Source organism: Niabella aquatica (assembly GCF_054779315.1).
This window is the reverse complement of record NZ_BAAGYM010000016.1, coordinates 203,041-219,699: the sequence shown is the minus strand read 5'-3', so window position 1 is coordinate 219,699 and position 16,659 is coordinate 203,041. Positions and strand designations below refer to the sequence as shown.

Genomic DNA, 16,659 nt, shown 5'->3' with positions numbered 1-16,659 from the left:
TGGCGAAACAGGGCACCAAGGCATGATCGGGTTCGGTTATTTGAAAATTTCTGCAACCATTGGCCTTGCATGCTAGGTTTCATATAGCTTTTTTTAAAAAAACGACAGCTTGCTTATACGTTTAAGCAAACGTACACAAATAAACGTTATTCACCAATATTTTTTTAATTATTTTTTTTTGCGCTGCTTTCTCCAACTACGATCGTAGACGGCACGACAACTTTTAATATTTGGGGAACATTACTGTTTATGCTTTTAATAAGCGATTGCACTGTTTTTTCGCTGATCTCGTTCAGGTTCTGCTTTATATATGTTACAGAGGTATAAAAGAACTCGAATGTATCGCTTTCATCAAAGCTAATCATACCCAAATCCGCCGGCACAATAATTCCTTTGGAGTGAATCACTTTGAGAGCCTGTACTGAAATACTGTTGGTTGCAAACACAAGCGCATCAACGGCATTTGAAGGGCTATCCAGTAAGTGGCCGATGGCTGTTTTTACATGCTTTTTATAATCCAGGTAGGGCACTTTTGTCAGCCATTTGGATTGAAAGCGGATACCTGCATCTTTAAGCGCATCTTTATATCCCCTGATACGATCGCGCATATGGGTGAGCGGCGTATCATAGGCGATCATACCTATTTTTTTATAGCCGTTTTTTGTGAGTAGTTTTACGGCACTATACATGGCGTCATGGTTATCTGTAACTACGGTATTGGTCTCTACATCTTTAAATCCCCGGTCCATTAAAACAAACGGAACTCCCTTTGCCTTTAATTCCTGGATCTGCGACTGGGAACCTGCAACAGGGGTTATAATAAGGCCATCTACCTGGCGGTTAAGAAATGTATGAATCAGGTTCTGCGATTTGTCAAGCTGCTCATCACTGCTTCCAAATAATACGGTATAACCGTTTTTTTGAGCTTCCACTTCGATGTTACGGGCCAGCATTGCAAAGAAAGGATTTGAAATATCAGCCACTATTAAACCTATGGTATTGGTACGGCCAAACTTTAACCCGCGGGCTATCAGATTCGGCTGATAATTCATATCAGCAGCCACTTTTTTTATTTTCTTCGCTACCGACTCGCTGATTCTCGCTTCTTTCTCTTTTCCATTGAGCACGTAAGAAACCAGGGCTGTAGAAACACCCATTTTTTCTGCGATATCTTTTAATAAAACTTTCTTTTTTATCATCTTACTACTTTGAATATCATTATTTTTCTTCAATCAATTTATTATTAACATAACTGCTGCCTGTTTCTTTGCCCGAAGGGCAGGTCAGTTACACAGGTAAACTTCTCAGAAATCCAGAAAGACTTACCTACAGTTTAATGTTTTCAAACTGAAACTCATGCTCGGCACTATTTTTATACTTATCCAGATAGGGTGAATAGGTCTTCACAAAAATTTTTCTTTTACCGGGGTCAATAGTTAATAACCGTAAATAGCCATTACCGCCGTTTTCTGACCCTTCAACTCCGCTTTGAAAATTAGCCAGCATCTGATAAACATCGTTGTCATGCACTCCTTTACTTACCAGTGTACCTGCGCCATCGTTTAAAACATGACCGCTAAATACGAATACTATATTTTTGTGCCTGCTTACCAGTTTTTCCCATATAGCTTCTCCATCGTTCACCTGATCGGGGCCTGTATCTTTGCCGATCCCATAACCTTGAGGCAACCATTTATGATCTCTTTTCGCACTCATTCGCGTTTCATCGGAATACATATAGGCATGAGTATTAACAATCACTTTATATTTTGGATGTCTTTTTACAATTTCATTCGCCCATTCCAAAACAGCGTTTCTTGGTCCGAATTCCAGACACAATACTAACCATTTGTAGCCTCCGGCCTTGAAGGTATGCCATACATTATCCATTTTGCCCTCTTCAAATACTCCACCAAAAGCAGGCATCCGCTTATACTTATCATACGGTAAATACTGATTAAACAACTCAGTGTTCCGCGTATCTGTCCAGCCATTTGTTCCAATATCATGATTGCCTAATACAAAAGCATAAGGTACTTTTCTATCCATTAGGCCGAATGCTCCTTTAGCAACTTCCCACTGCTCACGGCTGTTGTTATTTGTTATATCCCCTTGTTGTAATACAAATGTTACATTATTCTTTTTATCGGCTACCCAGGCCGTTTGCGCACGAAAAATATCCGGATATTTCTCTGAATAATTTTGTGTATCCGGTAAAAGCGCAATTGTAAACGGTTTCTTCTTCTGTAAGGGCGTAAATGCCCAACCAGAAATAATTAATAACAACAATAACCAAAAATTCTGTTTCATTTTAATTCTTCTTTGTAGTACTAAATTAGCATTTGATATTTTCTCTATTTTTTTTGCCTGTTACATTTGCCTTGACCTCACAGGAAGCGAAAATCGCCTCTCATTAACTTATACCTTGTTATCTGAATTGTTTTCCATCTTTAATAATCTCGAAAGCAGCGATCGGAAGCTGGCCACCCAGATATTCATCGGTATGCATCCCAAAGTTAAGTGGCGTAGACGAAGAATGTTGCGTATTGCAATATTCAGCGTTATATTTATGATTGCTAAAAGTCGGTCTCTGGGCTTTCTCTCTATAATAGCAATCGCAATTATGTACCGAATAGTAGCAATAGCAGACATTCTTACTCTTAATTACCATTGCATCACGGGTATTATAAATTGGTCCGGAAAATAAAACTACGCTTCCTTTATCATTGATAACCCTGGTGAAACTTTTCAGCCCGTACTAGGCAAACATATATTGCTGCCATCTCATAAAACATATAATTCGCCGCAATTTCCTTCTATTACCGGCTGGCACCGAACCATGCAAGGTTCGGCCATTACATACAAACGCCGTAAAAATAGGTGCATATAACTTTTCTCATTTTATTCAACCTTGGTTATGCACATATTTTTTATTAACACAAAGCCGTTAATATACATGCAGGCTCTTAAAGATTACAAAAATTATAAAATGAGCCTATTTACATAGTAAGAAAAGCCGTTTCGTATCTTTTTCTTAGCGTTCATTACCCCACAATTTAGGATCATTGCCTCTGCTTTTTCTCCATTCATGGCGCCAGCGCAGCATATCATTTGCAGAAATAGCAGGCATAAATTTACGACCTTCTTTGTTAGGTATAGGACCAACATCTGTAGCTTCCCTGGTGTACCAATAAGCAACGCTTGCAAGGTCTAAAGTTAAGCCATTGGCATGACCATGTTCGATAGTGGCTCTTAAACCTTTATTAAAATAAATGGGATCAGATATATGAAACCGGTAAACATGCGTCCTGTACAACCAACCTGTTTCGTGATTTGAGACCCTGGGATATCCATAATAAGGATGCAGGTACGGTGTTCTGGGACACCATGCTGTATTAAAATAATCTTCGGTGCCAGTTCCATGAATAGAGGCCTTCTCCTCTCCGTCCACAAAGAACATATCATCGCCTTCCCCGTACCACATAATAGATGGGTTTTGTATATAATAGTTTACACCTACATAGTGCCCCTGACCTTTAATATCGGCAAAAAGATAATTTTCCTTTCCATCTGTATTCTTGTCAAATTTTCTGGTTGACTCCCATTCATTTTCTCCTTCGGGTGGCGCCTCAGTAATTTCCCGATTGAACCAAGCATGAAAACGACCAGTGTTGGGTGGCAATGTTTGTATCTCTTCGTAATCGATATAAAAATAAAGCGCTTCGATAGCTTGATCAGCCTGATTCTCTATTTCAATTCTGGCTCCGTTGCCAAAAGGCATTTGAAAATAAGACACCAGTCCTGTTCCTCCTGCAGGACCAACAGAAAGGGGGAGGGCAGTGTAATCATAGCTTTCATTCCACCCCTGCCCGAAGAAGGGTCCTACAGGCGAATGTACCGATGGGTAAGGTTTCCCATCCCAATACATTCTTAAAATAATATCTGACCGGTTTAAACTCTCTGGCCTGGGTGCGATAGTCATCCAGATATGCGTAATTATACCGGCACCTTTTACATCAAATATTGTACGCGTTTCTCCAGGCTGGATCATATACATATTATCGCCATTGCCGCCACTTTTATCATAAGTACTAATTCTTTTCGATTTTACTCCGCTTTTTATAGTAGTAAGCCCCGATAGACTTAAAGACTGGGCGCAAACGGTTGTAGAAAAAACCAAAATAAACCATGAAAAACTAAAAAAAAACTTCATTATAATTTCTTTTATTGTTATTAATTTTTTGCTGATTCACGAAATGTATGGAAAGCTTATGGCTATATACTTATTTCTCTTTTAACTTCTCTTCTACGTCATCGTGCCAGGTCAATGGCGCCAGGTAAAGACCACCCTGTTTAAGACCGCAGTGACTGATATACCATTTATCATTTGATTGAAAAATTTCGGCGGCATGCGCTTCAAGTTCTGCCACTTCATCTTCCATATCCCAATTAAACGGATCCCTGCTTCTGTAAACTTTTGTGGTTTTATAGCTGGCTCCCGGACCGATAAATAAGTAATACCAGTCGCCACGCTGAATGATTACCGGAGACTCTGTATTTCCACCCCATGTACCTTTATCAACAGGATCTTTAAATACTACATACCTGTCCTGAGACCAGTTTATTAAATCGTTACTAACTTTTGCGGCAACGACCCTCCTGCCACCTTCGGGTTTACTGGTTGCAGTATAGTACATGATCCATCTTTCATTAACTGCATCACGAAAAATAAAAGGATCCCTTGCATCGTAACCATCCATCAAAAGGGGGTTACCCGCGTATCGCTTCCATTCATACAAATCACTGCTGGTAGCAAGATTGATCTGGTACCTCCGGTGATCAGCATGTCCGCCGCAATAGAACATATAATACATGTCATTCGCTTTTACAATATGCGGGGCCCATAATACTGTCTCATCAAGGTCGTTGCGCACACTAAGCGCATACTTTTTTTTCTTCCACATTCCGGCTAGGCTATCGGCTACGGCATGTGCAAAATTGCTCTCATCCCAAGGATTGGGCGCATCTCTACCTGTAATACCGATCATATGCCACTTACCATCATCCGCCCGAATAAAGCAATGGTCATTTATATACCATTTATCTTTTTCGCCTATACTTTGATCAAAAATTTTTTCAAATTCTCCTATCGTTATAACAGGATTTTTATTAACGTTCTGGGCAGTACTACTTATGGTGACCATGAGCTGCATGAAAACAATAAAGATTTTACTAACTATTATAAATTTCATCGCTATTTTATTTCTATCGTATCTAATTAATACATCTGATTCACTTACCATCCCGGATTATTGGCACCGAAATCCGTGTTCCCATCTATTTCTATAGTAGGAATAGGATGCAGCAGGTGTTTTTGCTCTCTTCGTTTCGAGATAATCCCATTATCATTATTTGCGTTGGGTTTGCGTAAATCGACCGCGGCCATGGTTTGAAGATATATACCCCAGCGAATCAGGTCAAACCTCCGGTAACCCTCTCCCGCAAATTCTTTGCTTCGTTCTTCCAATATATACGACCGAAGTTCATGTTGATTCATTGAACGCGGAATATCAGTATGTCCTTGTCTAAATCTATAGGTGCGCAATACATCAAGTGCATTAAAAGCTGTAGCAGTTGGCCCGTTCAGTTCATTCTCTGCCTCTGCTAGTATAAGGAAAGCTTCTGCATAACGCAGTAATGGAAAGTTTTGCGTGGGCGACACAATCAAAGTACCTGCATCATTGGAATTTAATAATACCTGTGGAGATGCGGCATTACCTAAATACCACTTCATAAGAAATATAGAATTGCTGTTTATATTAGTGAGCACATTCCCACGGCCATATTTTTGAAAGATCTCGGTACTGTCCTCTGCAGGAAAATACTGGCGCATCCATACCCCGTTAGGCATAAGGTTGTTTGATTTCCATTCATGGCAGATCCCGTACATTCTTCGTTCATCATCGGGCTCGTGCAAATAATAAAAATCTTTAGCATAAGTAAGCCAGCCTGCACCTTTTAAACCAGGCGGTGTAAAAAACCTGTTAAATGGCGTAAAAGCTACCTGTGTGCTAGAGTCTGTTTCAAGTGCAAATACGAAGTCTTTTCCACCGAAGTTTGCCGGATTCCAATTAGCGCCGAAACGCTCCAGCTCATACTCTCTTGAGTCTATTAACCTCGTTGTTACTTTAATTGCTGAGTCATATACAATCCGCGGATCGAAATCGTAGCCTTCCACTTTATTTTTAGAAAAAGTGTGATTGGTTCTAACTATATCGCCGGTTGCCGTGCGATTGACATTTGTGGCAACTGTTACCTGCGCGTTAGTTAGTGCCCCCGACCCCATAGTACTGTACACTTTAGCCAGTAGCAACTGGGCTGCACCTTTTGTCAGATGGCCTCTTTTTATTGCCACGGGGCGCCTGGAATTCAACATCAATTTTTCTTCGGCTTTGTGGAGGTCAGCAATTATCTGAGCATACACGTCTTTTATTGCAGATCGGGGCATATTGGAGGGATCATCGGAATAAAGGCGCATGGGCAGCGCTCCATACATTTGCACAAGGTAGAAATAGGCAAGTCCTCGCATAGCCAAAGCTTCTCCTTCATATTGAGCCTTTAATTCCGCTTCTTCAGGCGGGAACTCAACGTTTGGTAAAACTTCCAGAACTGTGTTGGCGGCTCTGACTAACCTGTAAAAAGCGTAATAGGGGTCATTACCGGAATTATTATACACCCAGCCACCCGTATAGTTTCCTATGCCATAAGTACCCATTACCCAATCTAATCCGTTGGTCCAGTCATCATCACAACTGGTGATATATATCCAGGCTTCGTTCCTGAACATACTGGTACTAAAAAACACCCCATACATACCAGTGATTAGTTGCTTGACCCCTTTAGGTGAATCATACACATTTTCCGGAGAGACAAAATCAAATGGCTTTTCTTCCAAAAATTTTTTGCAACCTTGTAAGATCAGTGTAGAAAAGAGCGCCAACAGCATAACCTTTTTCATAATATACTTTTTTGAATAATTCATTTTTAATGTTTTAAGAGCCGCTTGTACAGGCTTTGATATTTTTATTATTAAAACTGTACCTGTATTGCAAACAAATAAGTTCTGGCATAAGGATAAGCCCCCACATCGATACCTCGCCAGGCTGCATTACCCGTTCCTGCAGCGTTTACTTCAGGATCAAAACCTGTATACTTAGTAAACGTTGCTATATTGTTTACGTTGAAAGTTAAGTTTACTGATTTGATATCTCTTATATTAAAAACCTTGTCTATCCTGTATGATACGCTAATATTCTTCAAACGTAAATAAGAACCGTCTTCTATATATCTTCTTGAAAAACGAACACTGCGGTTAAGATTTTGTCCAAGTTTCGGGTATTTAATTATATCCGGGGCGTCACTTCTTTCAGGCGTCCAGGCTTCCTCTAATAATCCCGGAGGCCTGTTGGGCCATGTTGAAGTTGTATTAAAGTTCAACAATGTAGCGTTCAAAATATCATTACCCTGTACCCCCTGGAAGAATACATTAAGTGAAATTTTTTTATACTCAAATCTGTTTGTAAAACCATACATAAAATCGGGATTTACATCACCAATCATCGTACGGTCTTTTTCATTCAGCTGGCCATCATTGTTAAGGTCCCTGTATTTGATCTCGCCTAAATAGTTCTGTACAATCAAATCATCAGACGGGAGCGAAGTAGGATCGTTTTCCTCTATATACTTATAATACGCACTACTTTTATATTCGTTGACAGTGTTCCAGTATCCATCTTCTACATAACCATATAATTGCCCGATAGGATACCCTTCTTTCAGCAATAAACCTTCTAATCTGTACGGTCCGTAAACATCCTGTGCGTCTGCATTTTCTCCAAACTTCAACAGTTTATTTCTGTTAGCTGACCAGTTCGCTGAAATATCCCATGTAAAGTCTTTAGTCTTTACAGGTGTACCCGACAAGGAAAATTCAAGTCCCTTGTTTTCTACAGCTCCTATATTCATAGGCATCCTTTGAACACCTGTACTCATAGCAACAGATTTATATTGTAATAAATCAAAAGTTTTTTTATAGTAAGCATCCATTGTAAAATTCAGCCTGGAATTAAACAATCCCAGGTCTAACCCAAGATTACGCTGCCTTGTAGTTTCCCATTTCAAATTAGCATTGCCGGGATTTACGCCGCTGATGATGTACCCGTTTTGCAGTGTACCTTCAAAAGGATAATTGTTAGCTAAAAAGCGGGCTAAAGAAGCATAAGCTCCAATTCCCTGATTGCCGGTAAAACCATAACTAAACCTGAACTTCAACAAATCCATCCAGTCGACTTGTTTAAGAAAGGATTCGTTCGCTACATTCCATGCAAGCGCAAAAGATGAAAATGTAGCCCACTTGTTATTGGCTGCGAAGTTGCTGGCTCCGTCATGGCGAACTGAACCGGTTATGTAATACCGGTTATCATAATTATAAGATGCCCTGCCTAAATATGACATCAGGTTACTTTGCCCTTTACCAGATGAAAGCGTAGGTATACCTACCGCCTGACCCATATCGTAGCCCTGGGTAACATCCGATCCAAAACCTCGTACAGCCATCATCTGGCTATTCCACTCATATTGGTTCATACTTAGGGTTCCCATTACGTTCAAATGATGCTTATTAAAATTCTTTTCATAAGTAAGTGTGTTTTCAAAACTCATATTTGTGCTCTTATTAAACCCTTCCTGCGCGTAACCATCCCCAAACTGACTGTGCCTTCCTTCGTATAAATTGCTGTTATAGTATTTATGCCGCTGGCTTTGGTGATAGTGATAACCAAGATTGGATCTTAGCTTTAATGATGGCATAAAAGTTATTTCGCCATATATATTAGTAAAGGCGGAAATCTGGTCGGTAACATCGGGGGTATTAATATAGGCCAATGGTGAAGAAGTAGCGTAAAATCCTCCTTCGTCCAAAAAGCTGCTGGGTACTTCCGCATCAATAGGACGGGCATAAAGAGCCGTTTTAATAAGGCCCATTGCGCCCTGATCATTAGTATTTGCGGTATTAACCAGATTGTATTTTATAAAAGAAAGGTTGGAATTAACTCCCAAGGAAAGCCATTTGAATGCTTTCTGGTTCAAATTGAAATTAAGTCCATTACGTTGAAACCTTGTATTCTCAACTATTCCCTGTTGATCGGACCTGCTTGCTCTTAAAGCATATGTTGTATTTACTGTTCCGCCAGAAATACCTAATGAGTATTGTTGATTGCGCCCGCTTCTCATAATAGCTCTCTGCCATACATTTCTATCGGGGCTAAAATCGTTAGGGCCTTTTTTATAAACGCCCTGAACATAGTCAAAAATTCCGGGATAAGTAAAATCTTCGGGGTTGGGGGTATAGCTGCTGGATCCTGTTTCGGGATCATACAACCGCCAGTAATTGGTCCAGTAGAGCACATCATTAATATATTGGGTATATTCTTTAGCAGACATCACGTCGGTAAATTTTATGATATTGCTCCAGGCTTGCTCTGAAGAAAAGTCTATTTGCGGACGGCCCTGCTTGCCTGCTTTGGTAGTGATAATCACAACACCATTGGCACCGCGTGATCCATAAATAGCAGTAGCAGATGCGTCTTTCAACACCTGTATCGTCTCCACATCTTTAGGATCTAAAAAAGCCAATGCATTGGTCTGGTTTTTAGTATAGCTATTTGGATCAGCTACTGTGCCTTCCAGCGGTGTAGTTGAGGAGTTCGTATTATTTAAAGGAACTCCATCCACAACGTATAAAGGTTCTCCACTGCCGCTGAAAGTGTTTGTTCCACGAATTTGTATTGAGATCCCTCCTCCAGGAGCTCCATCATTGCTTAAAACATTTACACCTGCTAATTTACCTTGTAGTGCCTGTTCTATAGTGAGAGGCCTGTTACTATTTAACTCTTCACTGCCAAGAGAAGAGATGGCCCCGGTAAGATCCTTTTTCCGAACTGACCCGTAACCAATCACTACTACGTCATCCAATTGTTTCGTGTAGCTTTTCAGAACCACTTTAATATAAACGCGCCCTTCTACAGGTACTTCGTGAGGCTCCAGGCCTGTTGCAGTAAATACCAATACACTATTCCCAACTGCTGATATTTCAAACAACCCTTTTTCATTGCTTATAGTTCCTGTGTTCAAACCTTTTACTGCTATAGATACTCCTGGTAACGGAGTTCCGTCTTCAGAAATAACGGTACCGTTTACAGTCTGTTTTTGGGCAGTTGCTACCTTGCAACATACAATGAGGCAAAAAACTAAAAATATATTTTTCATGTTATATAAAATCTTTTATGCGACGGCTAAATATTTAATAATTCAGTTAAGGAAAATAAAAGCTCAATGATTGAATAGCGGCTATGGCTCATATTTAAATCTATTAAATCGCGGTTTAACAATCTCTTCATGAGGAATTAATACTCTTATACCCATACGCCACATAGCGTCGCTTTGTTTTGCACCTGTTTTCTTTACAATAGCCGGATCTTTTAGTTTCGGCTTTAAGCTGTTATCAGGTCCAAAATCTTCGCCTTCGTTTCCCCAGAAGTGAACAGGCCCCATAGATCCGCCGATGATAACAGATTTGCCTAATGATGCTGTTCCGTTTGGATCCAGCTGATACGTATATTCTGAAGCATTCCCACTCATGTCATAAATACCTAATTCATTCGGCAGTTTCAATCCCGGAGCCTTTAAAAATTCTACGCCACCGCTGATCCATCCCCACCAACCTACCGCATCAGGATCGTTGCTGCCTGCATAATCATATCCCTTACTTAACTGCCCGCCCTTAGCTGCATATAGCCATTCATCAATAGTTGGGCACCTTCCATTATAATTAACAAGGCTATATAACATCGCGCCTTCCCATGTAGCCCTTCCAAATGATGCCTGGGAGGGGTACCTTCTGGCAGCCCAACCCTCTGCAGGACTTAATGTAAACTCGAACGTGTTAAATCCTAAAAGTTTCATAAGACCAGGTGTAGCCGGATCTGTGCCATACCACCACTTATACCATGCCCCAGGCTCAACTTTTGAGTTATCTACCCGGTATGGGGCCGCTGCTTCACGGATATTAAGATCATCTACAATAAACTTTCTGTATTCCTCTGTTGTAACTTCATACCTGGATATATAGAAGTCGTAACCATTACCTGTAACACGTGCAAATTTCTCCCCGAACTTAATAGGGCTGAAAGCTTGTGAATAAACACCAGAATAATAACCGGACGTTCCATGAGTGTATACCTTTATATAATGAGACCCGTCCGGCAAATCGGGGATAACTGCGCCCGTAGCAGTAACAGGTAGTACATACCTCCGGTAAGCCGAATCTACTTCTACAATAATGCTGTCTACAGGTATGGATATGCTCTGCCCCCCTACTTCGGTAACAAAGTCTGCCACAGTCAGCGAGTCCCAGCGAACGTGTATCACATTCCAGTTTACAGTAGTACCGATTCTCTGAACATTAACCGGGGCCTTACTTAGAAAAACAAAAGACTCACGACTACCCTGTGATAAGTTATTTTGCCGGTCCCTGGTTCGCACCACAACATAATAACTTCCCGGAGCAATGCTTTCCATAACAAACGTTGTGGTATCTTTGGAAATATTACGGGACTGGATCAACCGCTGGTTTGCAGAATTATAAAGCGCTATATGGTATCCTATCAGGTCTTTGTCGGAAGGAGCACTCCAACTAAACTTCACATCAATATCCAATTTAGCAACAACCAAATTTGTCACATCGCCTGGCGGTATAATATCTGCCTGTATTTCATAAGGCTTGTAGCAGCTCATAAAAGCAAACGATAAGGCAAAAAAGTAAAGCAGGAAATTACGGTACATCATTTGTTGTGGTTTTAGTTAAAAGTATATATGTATAACCCAGCGCACATCAAGCGCTTTTAATGTTTTTTAGCTATAGAAGCTAAGGAGCAAATAATATATCCAGGCCCCTTTTAATATACAAGCTCACTCTTCTTAGCCGGATCCACGCTGTATGTAGAACCCATTGTCTTAAACGGATACATCAGGAGAAGCGACTTAACCTGGCTTTTAAGTGTCATAAATAAGCGAGCAATTCCATTTTTATAAAGCAGCAACCATAACTATCGTTTGCTCAATCTTCATTACTAATCCCGGATCTGTTACGATAAAAAATACAATTTCCAGTTTTAATTGCATAACCTGGCAACGGATTTTTCACAAGTACTTTTACGTGATGTGTATCGTTTTTTAATCCATATTTCCATAATAGCTCATAGCGCCTTACCCTAAAATCGGTGGATAGCTTAAAGGTTTCGATAAATGTATCATTAATATATACATCTGCTTCAAATATATGATCCGGAGCTTCAGGAAAAGGCTTTACCGCTTCTCCGCGCAGGGCGAACCCTGTTCCATTAAAATCGAAATTTATCTCATCAGGCGTTGTTGTCTGAATAAACTTTTTTGCAACCGGTAACAACCCCTTAAAACTTTGCTCCAACCTTACTGGTCTGGCTTTTTGTAAAGGAATTATGACTACATCTTCGTCAACAATACCTCCATTTCGCCGGATCATTTCAAGGGCATGTTTATAACTAATGTTATATACTGCATCTAAAGAGAGCGTAGTATGTTTAAAAGGTTTTTGCTCTATTTCATGGAGCCCTTTTTTCCAGTACTCAGAGATATTATCATAACCCAGGATGGTGCCCAGTATACCTGCTGCTGTGGCAGGATTACAATCAGAGTCCTGACCACACCTCGTTGCAATCTCCATTGTTCTTGAAAAGTCTCCCCCGCCATATAGTAACCCGATGACAACATAAGCCATATTCACTTTAGCATCTATATTGAAGGCTTCAAAAACACCTTCGGGACACCCAACCTCGGAGGTCCATTTTTTTTGCACTTCAAACCAGGTTTGCTTCCAATCGGAGGGATGTTCTTTATGCCAATTAATAACATTGCTGATACATTTGTAAAATGTACTTTTCTCGGGGATGGTTTTAAGTGCTTCTTTTATAATAAAAGAAATATCATCACTGGTAAATGCGAGGCTATACATCGCACTTGCAAAGACCCCTCCATACCATCCGTCTCCGTAACTCATAATATGCCCGATCGGGTCTCCATAATCAGCAGCGGCATTTGGCATACCTGGATGCATCAATCCTAAAAAATCAGCTTCTATCTGAAAATCAATGTCATCTGCATGCGGATTGTTATACCAATGCCCGCTTTGGGGCGCTTTTATACCGTTGAGAATATTGTATCTTGCAGCCTGATTTGCATGCCAAAGCGTATATCCCGCATTTGCAAAAGCATTTGCAAAAGAATCCACCGGGGAATCGTACCCACATCGTTCTATCACCTCTACAAAGGTGAGGTCCATGTAAATATCATCATACAGATCCGGCCAGTGGTGAAACTGCTCTTTTATATAGCCATCGTACCACTCAACAGGCTGATAATCCTGTATAAAAGTTCCGTTATATTTAAACTCAGTCACACTACCAAATGTTACTCCAATAACCTGACCGGCCCACCCGCCCTTTATTTTATCAGATAAATCGCTTTTGGAAATGCGGTATCTCTTTTCTTTATTGACTACCCTCTCAAGCGCCTGACTATCATCACAATACCCATTTAGCGGAAGCAGTGTAAAAAATACGCCCCATGTACATATAAGTGTCATTATTTTATCCATAAAAAGCAATCGAAAACAGCTTAAGCGTTTAAGCAAAAATAAACCATCGGAGCACCACAAACTAATACTATTCAAACCATTCATTGACTTTAATTACCAGAAGATGCTCTTATCAGGCTCATTCCTATAACTAAAGCCATTGAAGAATACTATCCGAAACAAGTATCTGTTGAATATGGTACCAGCTCCGTTAAACAGCTCCCATACGCCGGCATAGCTTAACATATTGCGGCGCTCATGAACCCACAAAGACCAGTAATGTATCATTTGCAGATAATACAGGGCGGATGCAGCATAATAAGCATATACCCTAAACGATATGCCCAAGCCTGATAAATAGTAATACAGTTTTGGAACGATTCCTTGTAACCGCTAATACTGGATTCGATAACAATTGCGTATTGGTAAAGAGGTTTTCTTAAACATGAAGCCCAATATCGCTAATTAAAATGCTGAAGAGATAAATATAGATACTTTGATAAAAATTGTATGCAATAAAAGCTATGAACAGATCAATACACTAATATAATCCTTCCATCCATTGCTTATCATACATAAAGGCTGGTTGAAATATGGATGACCTAAATACCTGCACTTTTTCCATGAAAAATAACAGGTGTCTATACCTATCAGCATGTTCTCATTTTCTGGAGCTATAACCGAGACGGCCTGATGGTTTTTGGTTACTTCCCGAAATAAGAAAATCATTTATCGATTCATATCACCGAGATCTGAACAAAGGATTTACAAAACATGCAAAAAAGTATGGTTTCCGGTTGAGCAGGCCGCTTTAAAAGTCTTCCTATATAAGATATGTCCAGATATCGGGGAGTATATCTCTCCGGAATTGGAGATTTATGCTGCACCGGTTCTTAACTATCCTACAAATGCCGATCTAAATGCAGCCGTTGCTTAATTCTGTTCAAACAATTACTTTAACGTCTCTCTTTCTTTCTTAACACGATCCTGTTAAAAGTAAGCCCGGGAGCCTTATCAGACCGGAACATAATGTTTACCGGCACTTTCGGAACTGTATTGTCTGCAATTTCTACATCGCCAAGGTAAATCTCCTCCTCTTTTTTACCCCGCTGCAAACTCACGGTTTTCCAATCATATATCCTTGTCACATCAGCCATGCGAACCTCTATTTTGTCAACACCTGCATCCACCTTATTCAGGTACAATTGATACCTGCCACCTGGAACTTCATACACGTTAACCACTACGTTTGTATTGGCTTTATCTTTTACCGTAACATTGCCATCTTTGAAATCAAAGCCTCCATTGTAGGTAAGATGTCTCAAAAAGTTGGTATAAAAGGTTATGGTATCGGGCACAAATACTTTTGTCAGCCCGTTTGAAGGGTTCTCACTCACTGCTATAGCTTTATCGGCGTAATACATAGCTACGGAAGTATAGCTTACGGGGCGGTTGTTTACCGGGCCATGCTCAATAGTATGCTTTATGTTATTAGAGAAAGGCATTTTATCGCTGAGAAAAAAGCGATAGCCGGCTGTTCTGCTCAAAGGAAGCGTATAATCCATACAGCCGCTTAAAGGAGCGCCCAGTTTTTCTACCCAGCCGCCGGGCTGCGCATACCAGCCACCATTGAAATAATCCTCACTGCCGGTCCCGTGCAATCTCAGTTCTCCATCGATATAAGTTTGATCATCTCCTTCAAAAAACTCAGTGAAGTTATTATAGTCCCTGCCCTGTGCCTGCAGCAACGTTCCTATGTAATGCCCCCTACCTTTTCCTTCCAGGAAGATATGGGATTGCCCGTTAGGTGGTTCATCATTATTCCATTTCGCATAAAACCTTCCTTCATCAGGTCTGCGTTTCTGGCCTGTGTAATATACAGCGGTCTTCAGGTGTAGCGGCTGTTGCTGCATAGTATCGGTTTTTCTATACACCAATTCTATTTTTGCACTTTTATCAAAAGGCATGGGTATGTAGCAATACAGCTTCCCATTGGTTGCGCCCATCAATAAGCTTTCCATAGCCCGTTGCCCGAATGCAAAACCAAAAAAATCGGCTACGGGAATATATACAGCAGGAATGGCCTCATCGTCCCAGGTTATTTTTATATCTGCCTGTTTATACAAGCTGTTAAAAATTTTTGAGGGGCTCAGCTCTATACCCGTTATCCTGCCGCCGGAAGCGATACGGGCAACTGTTTTTGATTCGCCGGGCAGCAACTCGACATCAGTTGCTATTGTTTTTATTCCCGGATAACTGAAATTATCAATAGTCCTGTTTTCATTGCTCCATAAACCGGTTACTTTTTGCAGCAGCTTTTTTTGTGCGGCCCCATTAGCAGCACTAAATGTTTCTACCTTATACGATTTATCATACTCGCGGTACTGTACCTGGTGAAACATGATTTTTTGTCCCCGGAAAACTATTTTGCAGCTTTTGGCATACGGAATGGGGACATAGCTGTAATAGCCACCTACCATATAAGCATCTACCAGCGGCTTTAAGAAGGGTGCCACTTTCCCGGAGAACAGGTCGCTGAATTTCAGGGACAGTCCGGGCGTTGCGCTGCCGTCAAAATAAAAATCAAGGATATCATCTGTAGGCGTGGGTGTCCATATACGCTCGATAACGCCACTGCCCTGTACATCTAATATGACGAGGCCGTCTGCCTCTTTCCTGATAAACGAGTATTTGCCGCTGAAGCCATCATCATTACCGCCGGTGCGATCGTAAGAAGAAATTTGCTTTACCGCTGTTCCTTCCATATAAGCAGGTAAGGCCCCAATATTTGCCAGGCGGTTCAGCTCTGTTTCAAAGTTCACCAACTTCTGTGCGGTGCCCGATAGTACTACCAACAACACCGCTGCAAGAAAAAAGCTCTTTTTCATAATTATTAATAGTGTTATATGTTAATATCGCTGTCTGACAAA

The 16,659-nt window shown here is 40.7% G+C and carries 9 protein-coding genes; all 9 read right to left on the bottom strand.

The genetic code is table 11. From position 1 onward, the window contains the following. Window positions 1–164: 164 nt before the first annotated feature. A complete protein-coding gene (locus ACYVBM_RS14480) occupies window positions 165–1,199 on the bottom strand; it encodes a LacI family DNA-binding transcriptional regulator (RefSeq protein WP_460686394.1) in 1,035 nt (344 codons plus the stop codon). Between the two features lie 127 nt (window positions 1,200–1,326). Then, window positions 1,327–2,310, bottom strand: coding sequence for a metallophosphoesterase (locus ACYVBM_RS14475; RefSeq protein WP_460686393.1), 984 nt, complete (start codon window positions 2,308–2,310; stop codon window positions 1,327–1,329). Window positions 2,311–3,034: 724 nt separating this feature from the next. Further along, window positions 3,035–4,213, bottom strand: coding sequence for a glycoside hydrolase family 172 protein (locus ACYVBM_RS14470; RefSeq protein WP_460686392.1), 1,179 nt, complete (start codon window positions 4,211–4,213; stop codon window positions 3,035–3,037). A 70-nt stretch (window positions 4,214–4,283) separates the two neighbouring features. After that, window positions 4,284–5,252, bottom strand: a complete 969-nt coding sequence (locus tag ACYVBM_RS14465; protein ID WP_460686391.1) for a family 43 glycosylhydrolase — start codon at window positions 5,250–5,252, stop codon at window positions 4,284–4,286. 44 nt (window positions 5,253–5,296) lie between these two features. Next, window positions 5,297–7,018: a RagB/SusD family nutrient uptake outer membrane protein gene (locus ACYVBM_RS14460; RefSeq protein WP_460686390.1), complete on the bottom strand. Its 1,722-nt coding sequence runs from the start codon at window positions 7,016–7,018 to the stop codon at window positions 5,297–5,299. Between the two features lie 71 nt (window positions 7,019–7,089). Next, entirely contained in the window at window positions 7,090–10,326 is a 3,237-nt protein-coding gene (locus tag ACYVBM_RS14455; RefSeq protein WP_460686389.1) for a SusC/RagA family TonB-linked outer membrane protein, read from the bottom strand. Between the two features lie 81 nt (window positions 10,327–10,407). After that, on the bottom strand, window positions 10,408–11,904 hold the full coding sequence (locus tag ACYVBM_RS14450) for an SUMF1/EgtB/PvdO family nonheme iron enzyme (RefSeq protein ID WP_460686388.1): 1,497 nt from the start codon (window positions 11,902–11,904) through the stop codon (window positions 10,408–10,410). A 271-nt stretch (window positions 11,905–12,175) separates the two neighbouring features. Continuing rightward, a complete protein-coding gene (locus tag ACYVBM_RS14445) occupies window positions 12,176–13,738 on the bottom strand; it encodes an ADP-ribosylglycohydrolase family protein (protein WP_460686387.1) in 1,563 nt (520 codons plus the stop codon). Between the two features lie 947 nt (window positions 13,739–14,685). After that, the gene (locus ACYVBM_RS14440; RefSeq protein ID WP_460686386.1) at window positions 14,686–16,617 is read right to left on the bottom strand and encodes a glycoside hydrolase family 172 protein; all 1,932 of its coding nucleotides are present in this window, start codon (window positions 16,615–16,617) and stop codon (window positions 14,686–14,688) included. Window positions 16,618–16,659 lie beyond the last annotated feature (42 nt).

Bases quoted from the DNA above. Each gene is read 5' to 3' on its own strand.
- ACYVBM_RS14445 (WP_460686387.1), bottom strand. From the start codon at position 13,738: ATGACACTTATATGTACATGGGGCGTATTTTTTACACTGCTTCCGCTA.
- ACYVBM_RS14480 (WP_460686394.1), bottom strand. From the start codon at position 1,199: ATGATAAAAAAGAAAGTTTTATTAAAAGATATCGCAGAAAAAATGGGT.
- ACYVBM_RS14470 (WP_460686392.1), bottom strand. From the start codon at position 4,213: ATGAAGTTTTTTTTTAGTTTTTCATGGTTTATTTTGGTTTTTTCTACA.
- ACYVBM_RS14465 (WP_460686391.1), bottom strand. From the start codon at position 5,252: ATGAAATTTATAATAGTTAGTAAAATCTTTATTGTTTTCATGCAGCTC.
- ACYVBM_RS14450 (WP_460686388.1), bottom strand. From the start codon at position 11,904: ATGATGTACCGTAATTTCCTGCTTTACTTTTTTGCCTTATCGTTTGCT.
- ACYVBM_RS14475 (WP_460686393.1), bottom strand. From the start codon at position 2,310: ATGAAACAGAATTTTTGGTTATTGTTGTTATTAATTATTTCTGGTTGG.
- ACYVBM_RS14460 (WP_460686390.1), bottom strand. From the start codon at position 7,018: ATGAAAAAGGTTATGCTGTTGGCGCTCTTTTCTACACTGATCTTACAA.
- ACYVBM_RS14440 (WP_460686386.1), bottom strand. From the start codon at position 16,617: ATGAAAAAGAGCTTTTTTCTTGCAGCGGTGTTGTTGGTAGTACTATCG.
- ACYVBM_RS14455 (WP_460686389.1), bottom strand. From the start codon at position 10,326: ATGAAAAATATATTTTTAGTTTTTTGCCTCATTGTATGTTGCAAGGTA.